Origin of the sequence: Luteipulveratus flavus, from assembly GCF_029439465.1 — a bacterium.
GTDB lineage: Bacteria > Actinomycetota > Actinomycetes > Actinomycetales > Dermatophilaceae > Luteipulveratus > Luteipulveratus flavus.
Genome location: NZ_JAROAV010000024.1, coordinates 169,534 through 190,582, shown reverse-complemented (window position 1 = coordinate 190,582; position 21,049 = coordinate 169,534). Strand labels below are relative to the sequence as shown.

At 73.0% G+C, this 21,049-nt stretch carries 22 protein-coding genes; 18 read left to right on the top strand and 4 right to left on the bottom strand.

From position 1 onward, the window contains the following. Positions 1–8: 8 nt before the first annotated feature. The 4 genes from P4R38_RS07765 to P4R38_RS07750 are packed head-to-tail and all read left to right on the top strand — an operon-like array spanning position 9 to position 4,099. Positions 9–2,522 carry a bifunctional FO biosynthesis protein CofGH gene (locus tag P4R38_RS07765; protein ID WP_277191745.1) on the top strand — a complete coding sequence of 838 codons (2,514 nt, stop codon included), beginning with the start codon at positions 9–11 and terminating at the stop codon, positions 2,520–2,522. 19 nt (positions 2,523–2,541) lie between these two features. Next, entirely contained in the window at positions 2,542–2,805 is a 264-nt protein-coding gene (locus tag P4R38_RS07760; RefSeq protein WP_277191743.1) for a phosphoribosyl-ATP diphosphatase, read from the top strand. An 8-nt stretch (positions 2,806–2,813) separates the two neighbouring features. After that, positions 2,814–3,659, top strand: coding sequence for an ATP phosphoribosyltransferase (gene hisG / locus P4R38_RS07755; protein ID WP_277191741.1), 846 nt, complete (start codon positions 2,814–2,816; stop codon positions 3,657–3,659). Next, positions 3,656–4,099 (top strand): PH domain-containing protein, encoded by a 444-nt coding sequence (locus tag P4R38_RS07750; protein ID WP_275238558.1) that lies wholly within the window; start codon positions 3,656–3,658, stop codon positions 4,097–4,099. Before hisG ends, P4R38_RS07750 begins: the two co-directional genes overlap by 4 nt. Here the strand turns inward: P4R38_RS07750 and P4R38_RS07745 are convergent, their stop codons facing one another. Beyond that, positions 4,100–5,248, bottom strand: coding sequence for an FUSC family protein (locus tag P4R38_RS07745; RefSeq protein WP_275238557.1), 1,149 nt, complete (start codon positions 5,246–5,248; stop codon positions 4,100–4,102). Then, positions 5,245–5,838: a uridine kinase family protein gene (locus P4R38_RS07740; protein WP_277191739.1), complete on the bottom strand. Its 594-nt coding sequence runs from the start codon at positions 5,836–5,838 to the stop codon at positions 5,245–5,247. The genes P4R38_RS07745 and P4R38_RS07740 overlap by 4 nt, the downstream gene beginning before the upstream one ends. Before the next feature lie 24 nt (positions 5,839–5,862). Between P4R38_RS07740 and hisF the strand changes: the two genes are divergently transcribed. Next, positions 5,863–6,618 (top strand): imidazole glycerol phosphate synthase subunit HisF, encoded by a 756-nt coding sequence (gene hisF, locus P4R38_RS07735; RefSeq protein WP_277191737.1) that lies wholly within the window; start codon positions 5,863–5,865, stop codon positions 6,616–6,618. Positions 6,619–6,763: 145 nt separating this feature from the next. Here the strand turns inward: hisF and P4R38_RS07730 are convergent, their stop codons facing one another. Further along, positions 6,764–7,417 (bottom strand): TIGR03085 family metal-binding protein, encoded by a 654-nt coding sequence (locus P4R38_RS07730; protein ID WP_275238554.1) that lies wholly within the window; start codon positions 7,415–7,417, stop codon positions 6,764–6,766. Between the two features lie 237 nt (positions 7,418–7,654). Between P4R38_RS07730 and P4R38_RS07725 the strand changes: the two genes are divergently transcribed. Both P4R38_RS07725 and P4R38_RS07720 read left to right on the top strand, forming a co-directional pair. Beyond that, positions 7,655–9,442 (top strand): ABC transporter ATP-binding protein, encoded by a 1,788-nt coding sequence (locus P4R38_RS07725; protein ID WP_277191734.1) that lies wholly within the window; start codon positions 7,655–7,657, stop codon positions 9,440–9,442. Then, positions 9,439–11,232, top strand: coding sequence for an ABC transporter ATP-binding protein (locus P4R38_RS07720; protein ID WP_277191732.1), 1,794 nt, complete (start codon positions 9,439–9,441; stop codon positions 11,230–11,232). Before P4R38_RS07725 ends, P4R38_RS07720 begins: the two co-directional genes overlap by 4 nt. A 19-nt stretch (positions 11,233–11,251) precedes the next feature. Here the strand turns inward: P4R38_RS07720 and P4R38_RS07715 are convergent, their stop codons facing one another. Continuing rightward, a complete protein-coding gene (locus tag P4R38_RS07715) occupies positions 11,252–12,349 on the bottom strand; it encodes a hypothetical protein (protein ID WP_277191731.1) in 1,098 nt (365 codons plus the stop codon). Between the two features lie 149 nt (positions 12,350–12,498). Here P4R38_RS07715 and P4R38_RS07710 point away from each other — a divergent pair, with 149 nt between their 5' ends. The 11 genes from P4R38_RS07710 (at position 12,499) to lgt (ending at position 20,963) form a co-directional block, all read left to right on the top strand. Beyond that, the gene (locus P4R38_RS07710) at positions 12,499–13,125 is read left to right on the top strand and encodes a class I SAM-dependent methyltransferase (protein WP_277191729.1); all 627 of its coding nucleotides are present in this window, start codon (positions 12,499–12,501) and stop codon (positions 13,123–13,125) included. Between the two features lie 45 nt (positions 13,126–13,170). After that, positions 13,171–13,527, top strand: coding sequence for a phosphoribosyl-AMP cyclohydrolase (gene hisI, locus P4R38_RS07705; RefSeq protein ID WP_275238549.1), 357 nt, complete (start codon positions 13,171–13,173; stop codon positions 13,525–13,527). Beyond that, positions 13,524–15,065 (top strand): anthranilate synthase component I, encoded by a 1,542-nt coding sequence (locus tag P4R38_RS07700; protein WP_275238548.1) that lies wholly within the window; start codon positions 13,524–13,526, stop codon positions 15,063–15,065. The genes hisI and P4R38_RS07700 overlap by 4 nt, the downstream gene beginning before the upstream one ends. Continuing rightward, the gene (locus tag P4R38_RS07695) at positions 15,062–15,649 is read left to right on the top strand and encodes a Trp biosynthesis-associated membrane protein (RefSeq protein WP_277191726.1); all 588 of its coding nucleotides are present in this window, start codon (positions 15,062–15,064) and stop codon (positions 15,647–15,649) included. Before P4R38_RS07700 ends, P4R38_RS07695 begins: the two co-directional genes overlap by 4 nt. A gap of 75 nt (positions 15,650–15,724) precedes the next feature. Beyond that, complete coding sequence (locus P4R38_RS07690) at positions 15,725–15,964, top strand: HGxxPAAW family protein (protein WP_275238546.1); 240 nt, start codon at positions 15,725–15,727, stop codon at positions 15,962–15,964. Between the two features lie 47 nt (positions 15,965–16,011). After that, positions 16,012–16,818, top strand: a complete 807-nt coding sequence (trpC, locus tag P4R38_RS07685; protein ID WP_277191723.1) for an indole-3-glycerol phosphate synthase TrpC — start codon at positions 16,012–16,014, stop codon at positions 16,816–16,818. After that, positions 16,815–18,023, top strand: a complete 1,209-nt coding sequence (gene trpB, locus P4R38_RS07680) for a tryptophan synthase subunit beta (protein WP_275238543.1) — start codon at positions 16,815–16,817, stop codon at positions 18,021–18,023. The genes trpC and trpB overlap by 4 nt, the downstream gene beginning before the upstream one ends. Next, the gene (gene trpA, locus P4R38_RS07675; RefSeq protein ID WP_275238542.1) at positions 18,020–18,820 is read left to right on the top strand and encodes a tryptophan synthase subunit alpha; all 801 of its coding nucleotides are present in this window, start codon (positions 18,020–18,022) and stop codon (positions 18,818–18,820) included. Before trpB ends, trpA begins: the two co-directional genes overlap by 4 nt. Further along, entirely contained in the window at positions 18,817–19,296 is a 480-nt protein-coding gene (locus P4R38_RS07670) for a MauE/DoxX family redox-associated membrane protein (RefSeq protein ID WP_277191721.1), read from the top strand. The genes trpA and P4R38_RS07670 overlap by 4 nt, the downstream gene beginning before the upstream one ends. A 54-nt stretch (positions 19,297–19,350) precedes the next feature. After that, a complete protein-coding gene (locus P4R38_RS07665; RefSeq protein ID WP_275238539.1) occupies positions 19,351–20,103 on the top strand; it encodes a DsbA family protein in 753 nt (250 codons plus the stop codon). Next, the gene (gene lgt, locus P4R38_RS07660; protein WP_277191720.1) at positions 20,100–20,963 is read left to right on the top strand and encodes a prolipoprotein diacylglyceryl transferase; all 864 of its coding nucleotides are present in this window, start codon (positions 20,100–20,102) and stop codon (positions 20,961–20,963) included. The genes P4R38_RS07665 and lgt overlap by 4 nt, the downstream gene beginning before the upstream one ends. The last annotated feature ends 86 nt before the right edge of the window (positions 20,964–21,049 follow it).

Here is a 21,049-nt window from a genome sequence, read left to right as displayed (position 1 = left end):
TGCGGCGGGTGACCTCTTCCAGCGAGATGCGACGGTCCCTGGCCCGCGCGCGAGACGGCAAGACGCTGAGCGAGAGCGAGGCGCTGGTGCTCCTCGGGGCACGGGGTGAGGACCTCGACGCCCTCCTCGCCCCGGCCACCCGGGTGCGGGACGCGGCGATGCTGCGGGCGGGCCGCCCGCAGGTCGTCACGTACTCGCGCAAGGTGTTCATCCCGCTCACGCGCCTGTGCCGGGACCGTTGCCACTACTGCACGTTCGCGACGGTGCCCCATCGGCTGCCCGCGGCGTTCCTCTCGCCGGACGAGGTCCTGCAGATCGCGCGCGACGGTGCGGCCCAGGGCTGCAAGGAGGCGCTCTTCACCCTCGGGGACCGACCGGAGGACCGCTGGCCGGCCGCCCGCGAGTGGCTGGACGCGCACGGCTACGACGACACGATCGCGTACGTGCGGGCGATGGCCGTCCGGGTGCTGGAGGAGACCGGGCTGCTGCCCCACCTCAACCCGGGCGTCATGTCGTGGTCGGACCTGCAGCGGCTCAAGCCGGTGGCTCCGTCGATGGGCATGATGCTGGAGACGACCTCGACGGCGCTGTTCACCGAGCCGGGAGGTGCGCACTACGGCTCCCCGGACAAGGACCCGGCCGTCCGCCTGCGGGTGCTGGAGGACGCCGGCCGGGTGGGCGTGCCGTTCACCACCGGCCTGCTCGTCGGCATCGGGGAGACGGTGCAGGACCGGCTCGACAGCATCCTGGCGATCCGGCGCGTGGCGCGAGAGTACGGCGCCGTGCAGGAGTGCATCGTGCAGAACTTCCGCGCCAAGGACGACACGGCGATGCGGGCCACCCCGGACGTGGGGGAAGAGGAGTACCTCGCCACGATCGCGGTGACCCGCCTCCTGCTCGGCCCGTCCGTCAGCGTGCAGGCACCCCCGAATCTCTCCGCGCCCCAGCAGATCCCGCGCCTGCTCGCCGCCGGCGTGGACGACTGGGGCGGCGTGTCACCGGTGACGCCGGACCACGTGAACCCCGAGCGTCCCTGGCCGCAGGTCGAGGAGCTGAGCCGCTGGACCGCGGAGTCGGGCCTGCGGCTGGCCGAGCGGCTGACCGCGCACCCTCGCTACGTCCTGGGCGCGCTGGAGCGCGACGAGCCGTGGATCGACCCACGGCTGCACGAGCACGTACGGGCGCTGTGCGATCCCACGACCGGGCTCGCCGACGAAGCCGCACCGGCGGTCGGCCGGCCCTGGCAGGAGCCGGACGGCGGGCTCGCCGCCCACGGCGCCGGCACCGGCCGGGTGGACCTGCACCGCGAGGTCGACACCCAGGGGCGTACCGACGACCGGCGCAGCGACTTCGACGAGGTGTACGGCGACTGGGCGCAGGTCGCCCACCGCGTCGACTCGACACCACAACGACCGGGTTCTCACGTGCGGGAGGCCCTGTCGCGCGCGGAGGACGACCCGGCGGGCCTGTCCGACGCCGACTACCTGGCCCTGATCACCAGCGACGGCGACGACCTGGACGCCGTGTGCCGGCTCGCGGACGACCTCCGGCGGGACGTCGTCGGGGACGACGTCACCTACGTCGTCAACCGCAACATCAACTTCACCAACGTCTGCTACGTCGGCTGCCGGTTCTGCGCGTTCGCGCAGCGGCGCACCGACGCCGACGCCTTCACGCTGTCGCTGGAGCAGATCGGGGAGCGGGCGGCCGAGGCGCAGGCGCTCGGCGCCACGGAGGTCTGCCTTCAGGGCGGCATCGACCCCTCACTCGGGCGGAGCGCGTACGTCGACATCGTGCGCGCGGTGACCGACGCGGCGCCCGGCATCCACGTGCACGCGTTCTCGCCCATGGAGATCGCAACGGCCGCCGCCAAGGCGGGCGTGCCCGTACGGCAGTGGCTGGAGGAGGTGCGCGACGCAGGTCTCGGCTCGATCCCCGGGACCGCCGCCGAGATCCTCGACGACGAGGTCCGCTGGGTGCTCACCAAGGGCAAGCTGCCGGCGTCGCAGTGGCTGGAGGTGGTTCGCACGGCGCACGAGGTCGGGCTGCCCAGCAGCTCCACCATGATGTACGGCCACGTCGACCACCCGCGGCACTGGATCGGGCACCTGCGCACCCTGACCCGGCTGCAGGACGAGACCGGCGGCTTCACCGAGTTCGTGCCGCTGCCGTTCGTGCACCACAACGCGCCGGTCTACCTGGCCGGGCTGGCCCGTCCCGGCCCGACGATGCGAGACAACCGCGCCGTGCATGCGGTCGCCCGGCTGATGCTGCACGGACGGATCCCGAACATCCAGACGTCCTGGGTCAAGCTCGGCGTCGAGGGCACCCGGCTGATGCTGCGCGGCGGCGCGAACGACGTGGGTGGCACCCTGATGGAGGAGACGATCAGCCGGATGGCCGGGTCGGAGCACGGGTCCGCCAAGACGGTGGCCGAGCTGCACGCCATCGCGGACGGCATCGACCGCGGCGTGCGCGAGCGGACCACCACGTATGGACGGACGGCGACCGCCGGTCGGTGAGCCCGTACCCTTGCCCCTCGTGAAGACGTTCGAGCAGCTGTGGGACGAGCTGTCCCGCAAGGCGACCGAGCGCCCCGAGGGGTCGGGCACCGTCGCGGCCCTGGACGCCGGGGTGCACACCATCGGCAAGAAGGTCGTCGAGGAGGCGGCCGAGGTCTGGATGGCGGCCGAGCATGAGGGCAGGGAGCGCACCGCCGAGGAGATCAGCCAGCTGATCTACCACCTGCAGGTGCTGATGCTCGCCTCCGGCCTGACCCTCGACGACGTCTACGCCCACCTGTAGGAGCACCGATGCTGAAGGTCGCCGTACCCAACAAGGGGGCGCTCGCGGACTCCGCCGCCGCCATGCTGCGCGAGGCCGGCTACCGCGGTCGCCGGGAGAGCAAGGAGCTGGTCGTCCGCGACGCGGACAACGACGTCGAGTTCTTCTACCTGCGTCCGCGCGACATCGCCGTGTACGTCGGGTCGGGCACCCTGGACGTCGGGCTCACCGGCCGCGACCTGCTCCTGGACTCCGGCAGCCCCGCCGAGGAGATCCTGCCGCTGGGCTTCGGCCGGTCCACGTTCCGGTACGCGGGGCGTCCGGGCGTCGCCGCCGACGTCACCGAGCTCGCCGGTCGCCGGATCGCCACCAGCTTCTCCGGGCTGGTCGAGGCCGACCTGGCCAAGCACGGGATCGAGGCGGGTGTGGTCCGACTCGACGGCGCGGTCGAGACGGCGGTGACGCTGGGTGTCGCGGACGTCATCGCGGACGTCGTGGAGACCGGCACGACGCTGCGCAACGCCGGCCTCGAGGTCTTCGGCGAGCCGATCCTGAGCAGTGAGGCGGTGCTGATCCGTCCCGCCGGCAGCCCGGAGAACCCGCGGGTGGACGTGCTCGTCCGCCGGCTGCAGGGCGTCCTCACCGCGCGGCACTACGTGATGATGGACTACGACGTCCGGGTCGAGCTGGTCGAGCAGGCGTGTGCCCTCACCCCGGGCCTGGAGTCGCCGACCGTCTCCCCGCTGCACGACAAGGGCTACGTCGCGGTCCGCTCGATGGTGCCGCGCCAGCGGACCAACCAGGTGATGGACGACCTGTACGACCTGGGCGCCCGCGCCATCCTCGTCACCGACATCGCGGCGTGCCGGATATGACCGACGACCCGTACGCCGTCTTCCGGCCGCGCCGGGGACGAGTCGTGCCGGTGGTCGTCGCGGTCATCAGCGTGCTCGTCTTCACGGTGGTCGCGCTGACGATCCCGGGGAAGGGCAGCGTCGGCTGGAGCACGCCCGACCGGGTGATGCTGATCGGGTTCGGGCTGCTGTTCGGCGCGGGGCTGCTGCGGTTCGCCCAGGTGCGTGCGGTCCCCAGCCGCGAGGGTCTCCTCGTCCGCAACCTGCTCAGCGAGCGCCGGGTGGAGTGGGCGCAGGTGGTCAACGTCCAGTTCGGCGGCGGCAGCCCGTGGGCGGTCCTGGAGCTGGACGACACCGACACCCTCGCGGTCATGGCCATCCAGCGCTCGGACGGCGACCGGGCCGTCCAGGAGGCGCGCCGCCTGGCCGCGCTCGTCGAGGGCTCCCGCCCGCAGCGCTGATCAGTCGTCGAGGTCGTCGGCGCGGGCGGGTACCTGCTCGCGCGCCTGCACGTACGTCAGGCCGGTGAGGATGAGCAGGTCCACCACGATCGACCGCACCTGCGCACGGATCACCTCGCCGGACAACGAGCTGCGACGGGACGAAACGCCGCTGCGCCGCGCGATGCGCAGCAGGTCCGGACGCAGCTCCTCGGCGTCCTTGCGGTCCAGCAGGAGGCCGGCCATGCGCTCCATCACCGCGGCCAGGTCGTCGACCAGGTCCAGGTAGGACGGCGGCACGGCCTCGCCGGACCAGACCGCGACCGCTCCGCGGCGCACCAGCACCCGCAGGTTGCGGACCGCGCGGTCCAGGGGTTCGAGGATGTCGGCGATGCCCACCACCGAGGCGCCGTGCCGACGCCGGAACGGCGACTGGCGGGTGACGGCGATGCCCTCGGTCGTGGCCTCACGCAGCTCCTCCAGCAGCTCCTCGGAGGAGCGTGCGCGTTCCAGTGCGGCGTCGGCCCGCTCCTGGTCACGACGCCGGACGGCGGTCGCGGTCTCGGTGAGGACGGCGCTGAGCTCGGTGACCACGACCCCTGCCTGCACGCGTGGGCGGCGGACCGGTGAGGTCGGCGTGATCGTGGCGGCGACGAGCGCCACGAGACCGCCGATGACCGCATCCAGCCAGCGGCTGAACGCGGTGCCCGGCGGAGCGACCAGGATCAGCACGACCAGCGACTGCACCCCCGCCTGGATCATGATGAGGCCGCCCGCCCCCAGCAGGACGGCGACGCTCATGGAGCACGTGACCACGACGGCGAGCTGCCAGGCGCCCGTACCGAAGACGTGGACGAACGTGTCGCCGATGAGGACCCCGACCGCCACCCCGACCGTCAGCTCCAGCACCCGCCGGATGCGCTGGCCGTAGGTGAGGCCGAGCGTCACGAGCACGGTGATGGGGGCGAAGAACGGCTGCGGGTGGTCCAGGAGGTTGTGCGCGAGCAGCCACGCGATCGACCCGAACACCGCGCACTGCAGGATCAGGAAGGACCGGTTGCGCAGCCGCTCCACCCGGTCGGCGAACGAGCGGCGGGTGAGCTGGGGCCGGGGGTCCAGCCGTTGCCCCCAGTCGCGGGCGACGGCGGCGGGCGGGCGCTGGTCGCTCATCGGTCGCCGTCGGTGCGAAAGATCAGGTGGGCGTGCTCGCGGGTCCGGTCGGCGGCGAAGACGGCCTCCTCCTGCCGGGCCCAGCGCTCCCAGTTCGGCCCGAACTCATCGCCGCTGCGCTCCAGCCCCCGCCGCATCCGGGTGTCGTGCTCGGCCTCCACCCAGACCCGCACGTCGACGTACGGCCGGGCGATCCCCACCGTGGAGGAGCACCCTTCCACGACCACGAAGCGACGCGCCGGCACCGGCACGAGCTCGGCGTACCGTCCGGTCGGCCAGTCGAACCGGCGGTACCCGGCCGGCTCACGGCGCGAGAGCGGGGCGAGCACCTGGGCGGCGAGCAGCGCCGGTGCGGACGCGAGGCCGTCCCATCCTGGGAAGACGTCGTCCAGATGGACGCACGCGACGTCGCCGAGCCGGTCACACACCAGGGCAGCCAGCGAGGACTTCCCCGAACCGGCCGGCCCGTCCACGGCGACCACCACGGGGGTGTCGTCGTCCGTGCGGGTGCCGCGCGCTGCGTTCGCCACCCGGTCGGCGTGCTCGGGCCGCGCGTGGTTCACGCCCCAGACATGGTGGTCCTCGGTCACGGCTCCCAAACTAGGGTGTCCAGCGTGAGTGTCGCGGTTCGTGTGATCCCGTGTCTCGACGTCGACGCCGGGCGTGTGGTGAAGGGCATCAACTTCGCCGACCTGCGCGACGCGGGCGACCCGGTCGAGCTCGCGTCCGCCTACGGCGCCCAGGGTGCCGACGAGCTGACTTTCCTGGACGTGACCGCGTCGTCGGCCGACCGGGCCACGACGTACGACGTGGTGGGCGCGACGGCAGAGCAGGTCTTCATCCCGCTGACCGTGGGCGGCGGCGTACGGGTCGTCGCGGACGTCGACCGGCTGCTGCGGGCGGGCGCGGACAAGGTCGGCATCAACACCGGCGCGCTCGCCCGTCCCGAGGTGATCGCCGAGATCGCCGACCGGTTCGGGTCCCAGGTCATCGTGCTGTCGGCCGACGTCCGGCGCTCGGCGCGCGGCCACTTCGAGGTGACCACGCACGGTGGCCGCCGCAGTGACGGGCTGGACGCGATCGAGTGGTGCGCCCGCGCGGTGGAGCTCGGCGCGGGGGAGATCCTGCTGAACTCGATGGACGCCGACGGCACCAAGGACGGGTTCGACCTGGAGCTGATCCGGGAGGTCCGCGCCGCGGTGGACGTGCCGTTGGTCGCCAGCGGTGGCGCGGGCACGGCGCAGCACTTCGTCGAGGCGGTCGCCGCGGGTGCCGACGCCGTGCTGGCAGCGTCGGTCTTCCACTTCGGCGAGCTCACCATCTCCGCGGTCAAGGACGCGCTGCGGACGGCCGGGTACCCCGTTCGCTAGCCCGGCGGGACGAGCCCGTACCGAGCTCGGCCTCGCCTCCGGACTCGAACTGCGTTCGGTGTTCCTGACGCAGTTCGAACCGCGTCAGGAACACCGAACGCAGTTTCGACAGGGTCCAGGCCGGGGACGGCCCAGCGCCGGGCGCCTACATGCCCGTGCTGGCCGTGCGGAACGCCGTCACCGCCGCGGCCTCGCCCTGCACGTCGACGTCGACCCGGTCGCCGTCGTTGCCGGCGCGCCCCGAGATCTGCAGGACGACCTCGCCGGGCCGGCCTACCAGCGCGACGGTCCCGCCGCCGGACCGCGCGGAGCGCAGCGTCCGCTCGCCGTACCCCTCGCACCGAGCGCGTACGCCGACCGGCACCGAGCGCAGGGTCAGCCGGCCGAGCACCGGCAGGCCCTTCCAGAGAGCACGTTGCAGGTCGGGGGAGAGCGTGCGTCGCGCCGTGGGATCCTGCGCCCGGAGCACGTCCTCGTGGTGGACGAACAGCTCCCCGACGTTGGCGCGCTCGTCGACCCCCGGCAGGGCGAACGGGGACAGCCGCGGTGGGCCGTTGCGGAACGTCTCGACCAGGGCGTCCCAGGGGCGGGCGGCGATCTTGGCCGACACCGACCGCGCGTGACCGGCGAGCGGCGGCAGGATCAGCGCGGCCGCCGCGTCCGGGCGAGACTCCCGGACGATCAGATGGACGAGCAGGTCGCGGGTGGACCAGCCGGCGCACAGGGTGGGCGCGTCCGGTCCGATCCGCTCGAAGGAGTCACTCAGGGCCTGGCGTTCATGCGCTGCGGGTCCGGGCATGACGCCATCCTGCCCACCGCCGGCGCGGCGACAAACCCGTGGTGGCTGTGTCCGGACCGCGTGAGAGGGTTGGACCCGGTCGCAGCGCAGCGGTGGGGCGTGCTCGGACGGCCGCCCACCTCGATCGGAAGGACGCCGCACGTGAGCTCGGCCGCACGGACGATGTCGGCTCGACCGGACACCCTTCGCCGGGGTCTGCGAGTGGTGGGCCGAGGCTTCGCCGAGGAGCGGAAGGTCTTGGCCGTCGCAGTGGTCGGGTCGGCCGTGTACGGCGTGATGACGGTGGCGATGGCCCGGGTCATCGCCCACCTCGTCTCGACCGTGGTGGAGCCCGCCGTGCGCGCCGGCGAGATCTCCGCCGGCCAGGTGTGGACCATCGTCTGGCAGATGTCCCTGGCGGTCCTGCTCACGGTGGTCGGCGTCGTCCTGCGCCGGATCGGCGCCGGGATGGCGTTCTACAACCTGCAGGCGAGCTATCGGCGCCGGGTCACCCGGCAGTACCTGCGGCTCCCGCTCAGCTGGCACCACCGGCACCCCTCCGGCCAGCTGCTGTCCAACGCCAATGCCGACGTCGAGGCGACCTGGAACGTCTTCCAGCCGCTGCCGATGGCGATCGGCGTGCTGGTGATGCTGGTGGTCGGCGCGATCGAGATGTTCCGGGTCGACCTGTGGCTCGCGGTCATCGGGATGCTGGTGTTCCCGGCGCTGTTCGTCGCCAACCTGGTCTTCCAGTCGCGCATGTCGCCCCGGGTGACGCTCGCCCAGCAGCTGCGCGCGGAGGTCAGCGAGGTCGCGCACGAGAGCATCGAGGCCGGCCTGCTGGTCAAGGCGATGGGCCGCGAGGAGCAGGAGACCGAGCGCTTCGCCGAGGTGACCGACCGGCTGCGCGCGGCCGCCGTCGAGGTGGGGCGCACGCGCGGCACCTTCGACCCGGTCATCGAGGCGATCCCGACGCTGGGCACGCTCGCGGTCCTCGGCGTCGGAACCGCCCGGGTGGCCGCGGGGGACATCGACGCCGCGGACGTCGTCCAGATCGCCTACCTCTTCTCGGTGCTCGCCTTCCCGGTGCGCTCGTTCGGCTGGGTGCTCGCCGAGCTGCCCCGGACGGTCGTGGGGTGGGACCGCGTGAACGCCGTCCTCTCCGCCAAGGGCGAGATGCGCTACGGCCCGGACGACCTCCCGACCGACGGCGACGGTGCCTCCTCGCTGCGGGACGTGTCGTACGCCTACGCCGCCACCGAGCGAGCCGACCTCGGCGCGGAAGCCCGGGACGCCGAGCCCGAGTCCGCTCCGACGGGTGAGCAGGTGGTGGCCCTGAGCGAGGTGACCATCGACGTGCCGGCCGGCCTCACCACGGCGGTCGTCGGTCCGACGGGCTCGGGCAAGTCCACCCTGGCCACCATCGTGCTGCGACTGGTCGACCCCGAGGGCGGCGTCGTGGAGATCGACGGCCGCGACCTGCGCTCGGTCCGTCGCGGCGGGGTTCCGGACGTGGCGACCCTGGTCGCCCAGCAGAGCTTCCTGTTCGACGACACCGTCCGTGGCAACGTCACCCTCGGCGAGGACCTGTCCGAGGCGCAGGTGGACGACGCCCTGCGGGTGGCACAGGCCGACGGGTTCGTCGCCGAGCTGTCCGACGGTCGGGACACCCGGGTGGGTGAGCGCGGCGCCAGCCTGTCCGGCGGCCAACGGCAGCGGATCGCGCTGGCCCGCGCCGTCATCCGCAAGCCGCGGCTGCTCGTGCTCGACGACGCGACGTCGGCCGTGGACCCCGCCGTCGAGACCGCGATCCTGGACGGCCTGCGCGAGCGCAGCCGCGGCATGACGGTGCTCGTCGTCGCCTACCGGATGTCGACGATCTCGATGGCCGACCGGGTCTGCTACCTCGAGCGCGGCCGGGTGGTCGACCAGGGCACGCACCGGCAGCTGATGGAGCGCTGCGAGGGGTACGAGCGCCTGGTGACCGCGTACACCCGCGAGGCGCAGGAGCGGGCCGCGGTCGCGGCCGACGAGGAGGCCTCGTGAGCACGGCGACGTCCAGCGAGATCGGTGGCGGCACCGAGCTCAGCACGACCGACACGCTGAAGCGCGGGATCGCGCTGTCGCCCGAGCTGCGCGCCGGGCTGCTGGTCACCCTCGGTCTCGCGCTCGTGTCGACGATCGGGCGCGTGATGGTGCCCTTCGTGGTCCAGCAGACGATCGACAACGGCATCCTGGCCCGCGGCGGTCCCGACACCGCGCTGGTGGTGCGCCTGACGCTGCTGGCGGCTGCGGCGGTGACGTTCACCGGCCTGACCTCCTACGTGGTCAACCTGCGGCTCTTCCGCGCCTCCGAGGGCGGGCTGGCCACGCTGCGGGTCAAGGCCTTCCGGCACATCCACGACCTGTCGACGCTGACCCAGAGCAGCGAGCGACGTGGCTCGCTGGTCTCGCGAGTGACCAGCGACGTCGACACGATCTCCCAGTTCGTCCAGTTCGGCGGCCTGATGCTGATCGTGTCGATCGGCCAGGTCACGGTCGCGACCGTGCTGATGGCGATCTACAGCCCGCTTCTCGCCCTCCTGGTCTGGGTGTGCTTCGTGCCGCTGTTCATCGTCATCCGCCGGTTCCAGGGCGTCGTCGGACGGGCGTACACCCTGGTGCGCGAGCGGGTCGGCGACATGCTCGCGGCCATCTCCGAGTCGGTCGTCGGGGCGGTGACGATCCGCGCGTACGGCGTCGAGGAGCGCACCGGCGGCCGCATCGACGCGGCCATCGACCGACACCGGCGCTCGGCCATCGCGGCGCAGATCAAGGCCGTCGTCGCGTTCAGCTCCGGGCAGCTGGTGGCCGGCCTGACGACGATGACCGTCCTCGCCGTCGGTGCCGTCATGGCGGCGCGCGGCTCGCTCACACTGGGCGAGCTGCTCGCCTTCCTGTTCCTGGTCAACCTGTTCACCCAGCCGGTGCAGACGGCGACCGAGATCCTCAACGAGATGCAGAACGCCATCGCCGGCTGGCGGCGGGTCATCGGCATCGTCGACACCCCGGCCGACGTCAGCGACCCGAGCGAGGAGGGCGTCGACCTGCCCCGCGGGCCGATCACCGTCGAGTTCGACGACGTGTCGTTCGCCTACCCGGGCGGCGACACCGTGCTCTCCGACGTCTCGCTGACCATCCCGCCCCGGTCGCGGGTCGCCGTGGTCGGTGAGACCGGGTCCGGCAAGACCACCCTCGCCAAGCTCCTGACCCGGCTGATGGACCCGGCGACCGGCCGGGTGCTGCTGGACGGCGTCGACCTGCGGCGGGTGCGCTTCCGCTCGCTGCGATCCCGCGTGGTGATGGTGCCGCAGGAAGGCTTCCTCTTCGACGCCACCCTCCTGCAGAACATCCGGTTCGGCCGGCCCGACGCGACGCGCGACGACGTCCGGCTCACGCTCACCGAGCTGGGCCTCGACGGCTGGGTGGAGGGCCTGCCGCACGGCCTGGACACCGAGGTCGGGCAGCGCGGTGAGTCCCTCTCCGCGGGCGAGCGCCAGCTGGTCGCGCTCGCCCGGGCCTATCTCGCCGACCCCGACCTGCTCGTCCTGGACGAGGCCACCTCCGCGGTCGACCCGTCGACCGAGGTGCGTATCCAGCGAGCGCTCGACGGCCTGACGACGGGCCGGACGTCGATCGCCATCGCGCACCGGCTGTCCACGGCCGAGGCCGCCGACGAGGTGATCGTCGTCGACCGCGGCCGTGTCGTGCAGCGAGGCCCGCACAGCGAGCTCGTCCGGCAGACGGGGAGCGTCTACGCCCGGTTGCACGCGAGCTGGGCGCGCCAGCAGACCTGACGACCCCCGCCGGGGCGGGTCAGTGCGGGTGGCGTCGTTCGTCCGCGCGCCGGCGCAGGTCCTCCACGCCCTTCTTCGCCCGGTCGCGCCACCCTCCCTCGCGCTCGTACCGGTCGCGCAGGTCGTCCGCGCGGCCCTTGGCCTGGTCCTTCCAGCCGCCGTCGCGCTCGTAGCGCTCGCGCAGGTCGTCGGCGCGGTGCTTGGCCTGGTCCTTCCAGCCGCCGTCGCGCTCGTAGCGGCCTCGCACGCCGCCCTCGCCGGTCAACCGGTCCCGCAGACCTCCGCCGGCGGTGTCACCGTCCGTCGGCGCCGTCGGCGCCGTCGGCGCCGTCGGTGTCGACGGTGCCGTCCCGTCGTCGTCGGCCTGCCAGAAGTCCTGACCCACCCGACGCGCACCGCCCCTCTGGTGCTCGACCGGGTGGTCGGGGGTGGACGCCGCCGCGGTGTCCCCGCTCGCTCGGTCATTGCGGGGCTCAGAGGGTTCCGGGACCGACGGTGAGGGGGCGACCGCCGGTGACGGAGCCGGTGATGGTGACGGCGACGGCGTCGTACCCGGGCGCGGTGCCGGCGGGGGAGGAGGTGTCACCGGTGCCGCCGGAGACTCCGCACCTGCCTGCGAGGGCGGCGGGGGAGGAGGCGGACCGGCCGGCGGCGGGCCGGAGGCGAGGGCCGCGTCCGAGGTCGCGGGCACGTCGTCCGTGCGGTGGGGCTCGGGCGGCGTGGGTGCGGCCTCGCGGTCGCTGCGCCCGACGTCGGCGGGACGCTCGTGCTGGAGCGAACCCACCCCGGGTGTCGTCGACCGGTCGTCCTCGCGGGAGGAGGGGGCAGCCGGCGGGCCTTCGTCGTCGCGCAGTCTCGGGGCGGGGCTCACCTTGTCTCGCACGGTGGGCGTCGCCGCGGATCCTGACGCCTCGTCCACACCGGGCCGGCGGCCCGGCGCGGAGGTCGCCTCGCGCTGGTGGCGCTCGGCCCGCGTCCGGTCGGCCGTGGCGGGAGCGGTCCGCTCCGGCACAGCGTTCCGGGCGCGCGCGCGCCGGCCGGCCATGACGGCGAGCAGGCCCACCACGAGCAGTACGACCACGATCACGGCGATCCAGACCCAGTACTTGTCGTCCATGCTGTCCTCCTTCGAAGGCAGCCACCGGCGCGCCACGTGCAGCCGTCGGCGACACTGTGATCTGGCCAACGTACCCAGGCCGCGCCGTTCTCCACCAGAACCGCGGCCGCTCCGGGTGCGCCGAGCACCGCAGGAGAGGACGCGACCCCGTGCCGACGACGGACCGCGCCGCGCTGGAGAGCGCGCTCACCGACTACTACGACCGGGAGGCCGGTCACCGCCACGACTCCCGGCTCCCGGCCGATCGCGAGGAGGTCCGTGCGGAGTTCGTCGAGCTGCTCACGAGCGAGGGCCGGACGTCCGTCCTGGAGGTCGGGTGCGGCCCCGGTCGTGACGGCGTCGCCCTGAGCGCGGCCGGGCTGGCGTACGCCGGGGTCGACCTCGCGCCCGAGAGCGTGCGGCGGTGCGTCCAGCACGGGCTTGACGCGAGGGTCGCCTCGGTGCACGCGCTGCCGTACGACGACGACGCGTTCGACGCCGGCTGGACGATGAGCACGCTGCTGCACGTACCCGCCGTGGACCTGACCGCCGCGCTCACGGAGATCACCAGGGTGCTGCGTCCGGGAGCGCCGCTGGCGATCGGCGTCTGGGGTGCGCCGGTCTCCCGGGAGGAGCACTGGGAGGAGGACGCCCGGTTCGGGTCGCGGTTCTTCAGCCTGCGCAGCGACGGGGACCTGCGGGCGGCCGTCGACGCCTTCGGTGTCGTCGAGCGGTGGCGTACCTGGCCCGGGTCGGCGGACCTGCACTACCAGTGGCTGGTGCTGCGCTGCCGGTGAGCGGGCGGGCCGCAGGCCCCGCGGGCCATCGGCGACAATGGCGCGGTGCCTGATCAGTCACCCCTCTCACCCGAGCTCGCGACGCGGCTGAAGCGCGACGCCGACGGCCTGGTCGCCGCGGTGGTCCAGCAGCACGACACCGGCGAGGTGCTGATGCTGGGCTGGATGGACGACGAGGCGCTGCACCGCACGCTCACCGAGGGTCGGGTCACCTTCTGGTCCCGCAGCCGGGAGGAGTACTGGCGCAAGGGGGACACCTCCGGCCACGTCCAGCACGTGCGCTCGGTCGCGCTCGACTGCGACGGCGACGCGCTGCTCGTACGCGTCGACCAGGTGGGCGCTGCATGCCACACCGGGCAGCGCACCTGCTTCTTCACCGACCTCGAGGCGGTGTCCCGGTGACCGCGGACGCCCATGCCGACCTGACCTGGGGCACGACCTGGCCCGGGCTCGCGACCTTCTCCGAGCTGGCCCGCGACCGGCGGGTGATCCCGGTGGTGCGTCGGCTGCTCGCGGACGGCGAGACGCCGCTGGGGGTCTACCGCAAGCTCGCGCAGGACCGGCCGGGGACCTTCCTGCTGGAGTCCGCCGAGCACGGTGGCGTCTGGTCCCGCTACTCCATCGTCGGAGCAGCCAGCCACGCCACGCTCACCGAGCGCGACGGCGAGGCCGTGTGGCTGGGAGAGCCGCCCGTCGGCGTCCCCGTCGACGGTGACCCGACCACCGCCCTGCGCGACACCGTCGCGACGCTGGCGACCCGCCCCATCCCGGGGCTGCCGCCGCTCACGGGAGGCATGGTCGGCACCGTGACGTACGACGCCGTACGACGCTGGGAGCGGCTGCCGGACACCGGCGCCGACGAGCTGGACCTGCCCGAGCTGGCGATGATGCTCGCCACCGACCTGGCGGTCCTGGACCACCGCGACGGCTCGCTGCTGCTGGTCGCGAACGCCGTCAACTACGACGCCACCGACGAGCGCGTCGAGCAGGCGTGGGCGGACGCCGTCGCCCGGCTGGACCGGATGACCGCCCAGCTCGCCGCCCCGGCCGCCTCCACGGTGGCCGTCCCGACGCCGGCGGAGCTGGCGCCGCGCAGCACGCACACCCGCGAGGGGTTCCACGACATGGTGGAGCGCTGCAAGGAGGACATCCGCGCGGGTGAGGCGTTCCAGATCGTGGTGTCGCAGCGGTTCAGCGTCGACTGCGCCGCCGACGCCCTCGACGTCTACCGCGCGCTGCGGGCCTCCAACCCCAGCCCGTACATGTACCTGCTGCGGCTGCCCCACCCCGACGGCTCGACGTACGACGTCGTGGGGTCCAGCCCGGAGGCGCTGGTCAAGGTCAGCGGACGCAGCGTCATCACCCATCCCATCGCGGGGTCGCGACCGCGGGGCAAGACGCCCGAGGACGACCAGCGCCTCGCCGACGAGCTGAGCGCCGACCCCAAGGAGCGGGCCGAGCACCTGATGCTCGTGGACCTCTCCCGCAACGACCTGCAACGGGTCTGCCGGGCGGGCACGGTCGACACGGTGGAGTTCATGCAGGTCCGCTACTACAGCCACATCATGCATCTGGAGTCGACCGTCGTCGGTGAGCTGAAGGACGGCCGTACCGCGTACGACACCCTCGTCGCCACCTTCCCGGCGGGCACCCTCTCGGGGGCGCCCAAGCCGCGGGCGATGCAGATCATCGACGAGCGGGAGGGCCTGCGCCGGGGCGTGTACGGGGGAGTGGTCGGCTACCTCGACTTCGCTGGTGACCTCGACATGGCGATCGCCATCCGGACGGCCGTGCTCAAGGACGGCGTCGCCCACGTCCAGGCGGGTGCGGGCATCGTCGCGGACTCGGTGCCCGAGACGGAGTACCAGGAGACGATCTCCAAGGCGGCGGCCGCGCTGCGCGCGGTGTCGACGGCGACCGGGATGCGGGCGCCGCGATGACCTCGAAGCGGAACGTGCTGCTGCTGGCGCTGCTCGGCGCCGTCGTCCTGCTGGCGACGGCCGGGCGCACCTGGGTGGAGGGCACGCTGCACGACGCCGTCCTGCAGGACAGCACGGTGTCGGTCGACGGCAACGACGCGGCGTCCGGCGTGCTGGCCGCCGGCCTGGTCGGCGCGGCCGCGGCGGTGGCCACGGCGACTGGCGGCCGCGTCGTGCGGCGGGTCGGGGCCGTCGCGACGGTCCTGGCCGGCGTGCTCGCGATCGTGCTGACGGTACGGGTGCTGCTGGACCCCGCGGACGTCGTCGGCCGCCAGGCCGCGCAGACGACCGGGCGGACCGGCACCGTGCCGGCCGACGGGACGGTGACCACGTGGGTCTGGGTCGCGCTGCTCGGCGGTGTGCTGCTCGCGGCGGCCGGCGCGCTCGCGTTCGTCGGCATCCGCCGCTGGGCGGGGCTGTCCTCCCGCTACGAGGCACCGACCGGCCGAGGGCACGCGACGCGGGTGTCGGACTGGGAGCGGCTCAGCCAGGGCGAGGACCCGACGGTCGAGCCCGGCGACGCGGCCGGCGACCCGCCCCGGTGAGCCTCGGCGGGTCGCCTGCCACAATGGGCACTCGCCTCCGGGCCGATCGATCTCTGACACAAGGAGTCCCCACGCATGTCTGCTGAGCACCACGACGACCACGGCCACAGCGTGGCGGCGTGGACCGGCGTCTTCGCCCTGATCTTCGCCTCCGCCCTCATCGCGGTCGGCGTCGCCTGGGGTGCCCACCTGTGGACGATCATCGGCCTGGTCGTCGCCGTCCTCGGTCTCGTCGCCGCCTTCGTCCTCTCCCGGACCGGGTTCGGCGTCCACGCCAAGCGGCTCCCGCCCCAGCAGCGCACCGGCGTCCGCTAGGCAGACTCGGCCCGAGGGCCGGTGAGCCCGCGCGTTAGCCTGCCGTGGTGTCCACAGTCCTCGACGAGATCATCAGCGGAGTGCGCGAGGACCTCGCCGCCCGCGAACGCCTGACCCCCGTCGCGCGCCTGCAGGAGCGCGCCGCAGCCGCCCCGCCGGCGCGCGACGCGCGCGCCGCACTCCGCGAGCCCGGGCCGGTCAAGGTGATCGCCGAGGTGAAGCGGCAGAGCCCGTCCAAGGGGCCTCTCGCCCCCATCGCCGACCCGGCCGCGCTGGCGGCGTCGTACGCCGCCGGTGGCGCCTCGGTCATCTCCGTCCTCACCGAGCAGCGTCGCTTCGGCGGCTCGCTGGACGATCTGGACGCCGTGCGCGCCGCGGTCGACGTCGCGGTCCTGCGCAAGGACTTCATGGTCAGCGACTACCAGGTCTGGGAGGCCCGCGCGCACGGCGCCGACGTGGTCCTGCTGATCGTCGCCGCCTTGGACGACGCCCGGTTGCGCGACCTGCACCAGCAGGCGTCCGAGCTCGGGATGACGGCGCTGGTCGAGGTGCACGACGAGCCCGAGCTGGAGCGCGCGATCGCTCTCGGCGCCGACGTCATCGGTATCAACGCGCGGAACCTGAAGTCCCTGCAGGTCGACCGCGCGACGTTCGCACGGCTAGCTCCGGGGCTCCCGGACGAGGTCGTCCGGGTCGCGGAGTCCGGCGTACGCGGTCCGGCCGACGTCGCCGAGTACGTCGCTGCGGGCGCGGACGCGGTCCTGGTCGGCGAGGCCCTGGTCACCGGCGGGGAGCCGGCGGCCGCGGTGAGAGCACTGCGGGGACAGGACGCGGTTGGAGGGCAGACGGCATGAGTGACACACGGATCGGCCGGTTCGGCGACTACGGCGGACGCTACGTCCCCGAGGCGCTGGTCGCCGCGCTCGAGGAGCTGGACGAGCACCGCTCCAAGGCGATGCACGACCCGGGGTTCCTGGGAGAACTGGCCCAGCTGCACCGTACGTACACGGGCCGGCCGAGCATCATCACCGAGGTGCCCCGGTTCGCCGAGCACTGCGGCGGCGCGCGGGTCGTCCTCAAGCGCGAGGACCTCAACCACACCGGGTCGCACAAGATCAACAACGTCCTCGGACAGGCGCTGCTCACCCGGCGGATGGGCAAGAAGCGGGTCATCGCCGAGACGGGCGCCGGTCAGCACGGCGTCGCCACCGCGACCGCCGCGGCGCTGCTCGGACTGGAGTGCGTCGTCTACATGGGGCGGGTCGACACCGAGCGCCAGGCGCTCAACGTCGCGCGGATGCGTCTGCTCGGAGCCGAGGTCGTCCCGGTCGACCACGGCAGCCGCACGCTCAAGGATGCCGTCAACGAGGCGTTCCGCGACTGGGTCGCCAACGTCGAGGACACCCATTACGTGCTGGGCACCGTGACCGGTCCGTACCCCTTCCCCGAGATGGTCCGCGACTTCCACCGGATCATCGGGGTCGAGGCGCGTCAGCAGGTGCTCGACCAGTTCGGCCGGCTGCCCGACGCGGTGTGCGCGTGCGTGGGCGGCGGTTCCAACGCGATGGGCATCTTCCACCGCTTCGTCGACGACGAGGGCGTCCGCCTCATCGGGCTCGAGGGCGGCGGCGAGGGCGTCGCGTCCGGACGGCACGCGTCCCGGTTCAGCGGCCAGGCCACCCCGGGCGTGCTGCACGGCGCGTACACCTACGTCCTGCAGGACGACGACGGCCAGACGATCGAGTCGCACTCGGTGTCCGCGGGCCTGGACTACCCGAGCGTGGGGCCGGAGCACTCCTACCTCAAGGACATCGGCCGCGCCGAGTACTACCCGGTGACCGACGACGAGGCGATGGAGGCGTTCCGGCTGCTGTCGCAGACCGAGGGCATCCTCCCGGCGATCGAGAGCGCCCACGCGCTGGCCGGTGCGATGCGGGTCGGGCGCGAGCTCGGACCCGACGGGCTGGTCCTGGTGAACCTGTCCGGTCGCGGTGACAAGGACGTCGACACGGCGGCCCGCTGGTTCGGTCTGCTCCCGGGGCAGGAGGACCAGGCGTGAGCGCCAGCACGGTCAGCAAGGTCCTCGCCGCGGCCAAGGACGACGGGCGCGCGGCCCTCATCGGCTACCTCCCGGTCGGCTTCCCGAGCGTCGAGGGGTCGCTGCGCGCGATGGAGGTCCTCGTCGAGAACGGCGTCGACATCGTCGAGATCGGCCTGCCCTACACCGACCCGCTGATGGACGGCCCGGTCATCCAGACGGCGGCGACGCGGGCGCTGGAGGGCGGGGTCCGGGTGGCCGACGTCTTCCGGGCGGGCCGGGCGGTCAGCGCCACCGGCGCGGGCGCGCTGGTGATGACGTACTGGAACCCGGTGCTGCGGTACGGCGCGGACCGGTTCGCCGCCGAGCTGGCCGGCGCCGGCGTCTCCGGGCTCATCACGCCCGACCTCGTCCCTGACGAGGCGCAGGACTGGCTCGAGGCGAGCGAGGCCCACGACCTGGACCGCGTGTTCCTGGTCGCCCCGAGCTCGACCCCGGAGCGGTTGCAGTCCACGACCGCAGCCTCGCGCGGGTTCGTCTACGCCACCGCCCTGATGGGCGTGACGGGAGCCCGGACGAGCGTCGGCAGCGCCGCGTCCGTCCTGGTCGGCCGGGTCCGCGAGGTCACCGACCTGCCGGTCTGCGTCGGTCTCGGCGTCTCGACCCGCGAGCAGGTCGCCGAGGTCGCTCGTTTCGCCGACGGCGTGATCGTCGGGTCGGCGCTGGTGCGGTGCCTGGTCGACGCGCCGGACCCGGACACCGGCCTGAAGGACCTCGGCGCCCTGGCCGCCGACCTGGCCCAGGGCGTCCGGCGGTGACGGTCGCGGCCCCTCCGCGTTCCGACGCCCGCGACTGGGTCGGTCTGGTCGCGCGGCTGCTGCTCGGGGGCGTCCTGCTGGTCGCCGGCCTGCTGAAGATCACCGCCCTGGGCACCTCGCGCACGGCCACCCGGGCGTACGACCTGATGCCGGTCGACGTCGCCAACTTCATCGGCACCCTGCTACCGATGCTCGAGATCGTCCTGGGTGTGCTCCTCATCGCGGGTCTGCTGACGCGGGGCGCGGCGCTGCTCGGCGGACTGCTCATGCTGGCCTTCATCGGCGGCATCACCTCGGCGTGGGCTCGCGGGCTCACCATCGACTGCGGCTGCTTCGGCGGCGGCGGCAGCGTGGGGGAGAACCAGACGAAGTACCTGCAGGAGATCCTGCGCGACGCGGGCCTCGCGCTGTGCGCGGCCTGGCTGGTCGTGCGGCCGCAGAGCCGGTGGAGTCTGGACCGTCGCTGGTGGGGCTGAGCCGGGACGCAGCCCCGATCGCGCTGCGTCCACGGATCAGGGGAGACTGGGGCCATGCCTCGTCCTGATGCCTCGGCCAAGCTCGCTGCGACCGCACCTCGGTCCGGGCCGCCGAAGGCCCTGATCGCCGCCGTCATCGCCGTCGTCGTGGTCATCGTCGCCGGCGCCGTGTTCTTCATCACCAGCAACCCGTTCGGCAAGCTCGACGCAGCCGGCCCGAAGGCCTCGCAGAGCGAGGGCAACGGTGTCGTGGTCCACCCGGGCCGGGCCAAGGCCGGTGCTCCCACGGTCGAGGTCTACGAGGACTTCCAGTGCCCGGTCTGCAAGAAGATGGAGACCACCAACGGCGCGTCGATCCGGCAGCTGGCCGCCAGCGGTGACATCAAGCTCGTCTCGCACATGATGTCCTTCCTGGACGACAACCTGGGCAACGACTGGTCCAAGAAGTCGGCCAACGCCGCCTTCTGCGCGGCCGATGCCGGGAAGTTCCCCGAGTACCACGACGCGGTGTTCGCCGGGCAGCCGGCGCAGGAGGGTCAGGGCTACACCGACCAGCAGCTGAAGCAGACCTTCGCCGCTGGGGCCGGGATCACCGGCTCGGCGCTGAGCACCTTCACCCGCTGCGTCGACCAGGGCACCTACGACGACTACGTCACCGACACCGAGAAGCGCTCGAACGACGACGGAGTCAACGGCACTCCCACCGTGAAGATCAACGGCAAGGCCGTCAGCGACAAGCAGCTGCAGCAGCTGCTGACCGAGTCGGGCTCGTTCCCGACGGTCCTGAAGCAGGCCACCGGCTCATGATCGCGGCCATCCCCAGCCCGACGACGGGCGTCTGGCAGCTCGGTCCGCTGCCCCTGCGGGCGTACGCGCTGTGCATCCTCGCCGGCATCGTCGTCGCGATCTGGATCTGCGGCCGCCGCCTGGAGCAGCGCGGCTACGTCGACGACGACGCGCTGACGGTCGCGTACTGGGCCGTCCCGTTCGGCATCGTCGGCGGTCGGCTCTACCACGTCATCACCACGCCGCAGCCGTACTTCGGCGAGAACGGCCGACCACTCGACGCGCTGAAGATCTGGCACGGCGGCCTCGGCATCTGGGGCGCCGTGGCGCTCGGGGCGCTGGGCGCCTGGATCGGCTGCCGCAAGAACGGCATCGACTTCTGGGACCTCGCCGACTCCGCCGCCCCTGGCGTGGCGGTCGCCCAGGCGATGGGCCGGTGGGGCAACTACTTCAACAACGAGCTGTACGGCCGGCACACCGACCTGCCCTGGGGGCTGAAGGTGTACGAGTGGGACAACGGCGAGGCGGTCCGCAACGCCACGGGTGACCCCGTCCTCGTCCCCGGCGGCCCGTTCCACCCGATGTTCCTGTACGAGGCGATCTGGTGCCTGCTGATCGCGTTCGTCGTGGTCGCGCTGGACCGCCGGGTGGGGCTCGCGCGCGGTCGCTCGTTCGCGCTCTACGTGATGCTCTACCCGGTCGGCCGGATCGTCTTCGAGCTGATGCGCAGCGACCCGGCGAACCACGTGCTCGGCCTGCGGGTGAACGTGTGGGTCTGCATCGCGGTCTTCCTCGGCGGTCTGGCGCTCTTCGTGGCCCGGGGCCGTCGTGCGCAGAACACCGGCGGGACCCGGGACGACGTCTCGCTATCTGAGACATGATGTCCATGTTGTGAACTGAGGCGGCCGCCGATAAAGTGCTGTGACTGACCACGCCGGCCAACGTCGTCCTGCATGGGTCTCCCTGC

Excerpts from the sequence above, each read along its gene's own strand:
- hisG (WP_277191741.1), top strand. The coding sequence starts at position 2,814 with ATGCTGAAGGTCGCCGTACCCAACAAGGGGGCGCTCGCGGACTCCGCC.
- P4R38_RS07750 (WP_275238558.1), top strand. The coding sequence starts at position 3,656 with ATGACCGACGACCCGTACGCCGTCTTCCGGCCGCGCCGGGGACGAGTC.
- P4R38_RS07745 (WP_275238557.1), bottom strand. The coding sequence starts at position 5,248 with ATGAGCGACCAGCGCCCGCCCGCCGCCGTCGCCCGCGACTGGGGGCAA.
- P4R38_RS07730 (WP_275238554.1), bottom strand. The coding sequence starts at position 7,417 with ATGCCCGGACCCGCAGCGCATGAACGCCAGGCCCTGAGTGACTCCTTC.
- P4R38_RS07715 (WP_277191731.1), bottom strand. The coding sequence starts at position 12,349 with ATGGACGACAAGTACTGGGTCTGGATCGCCGTGATCGTGGTCGTACTG.
- P4R38_RS07695 (WP_277191726.1), top strand. The coding sequence starts at position 15,062 with ATGACCTCGAAGCGGAACGTGCTGCTGCTGGCGCTGCTCGGCGCCGTC.
- P4R38_RS07690 (WP_275238546.1), top strand. The coding sequence starts at position 15,725 with ATGTCTGCTGAGCACCACGACGACCACGGCCACAGCGTGGCGGCGTGG.
- trpB (WP_275238543.1), top strand. The coding sequence starts at position 16,815 with ATGAGTGACACACGGATCGGCCGGTTCGGCGACTACGGCGGACGCTAC.
- P4R38_RS07665 (WP_275238539.1), top strand. The coding sequence starts at position 19,351 with ATGCCTCGTCCTGATGCCTCGGCCAAGCTCGCTGCGACCGCACCTCGG.
- lgt (WP_277191720.1), top strand. The coding sequence starts at position 20,100 with ATGATCGCGGCCATCCCCAGCCCGACGACGGGCGTCTGGCAGCTCGGT.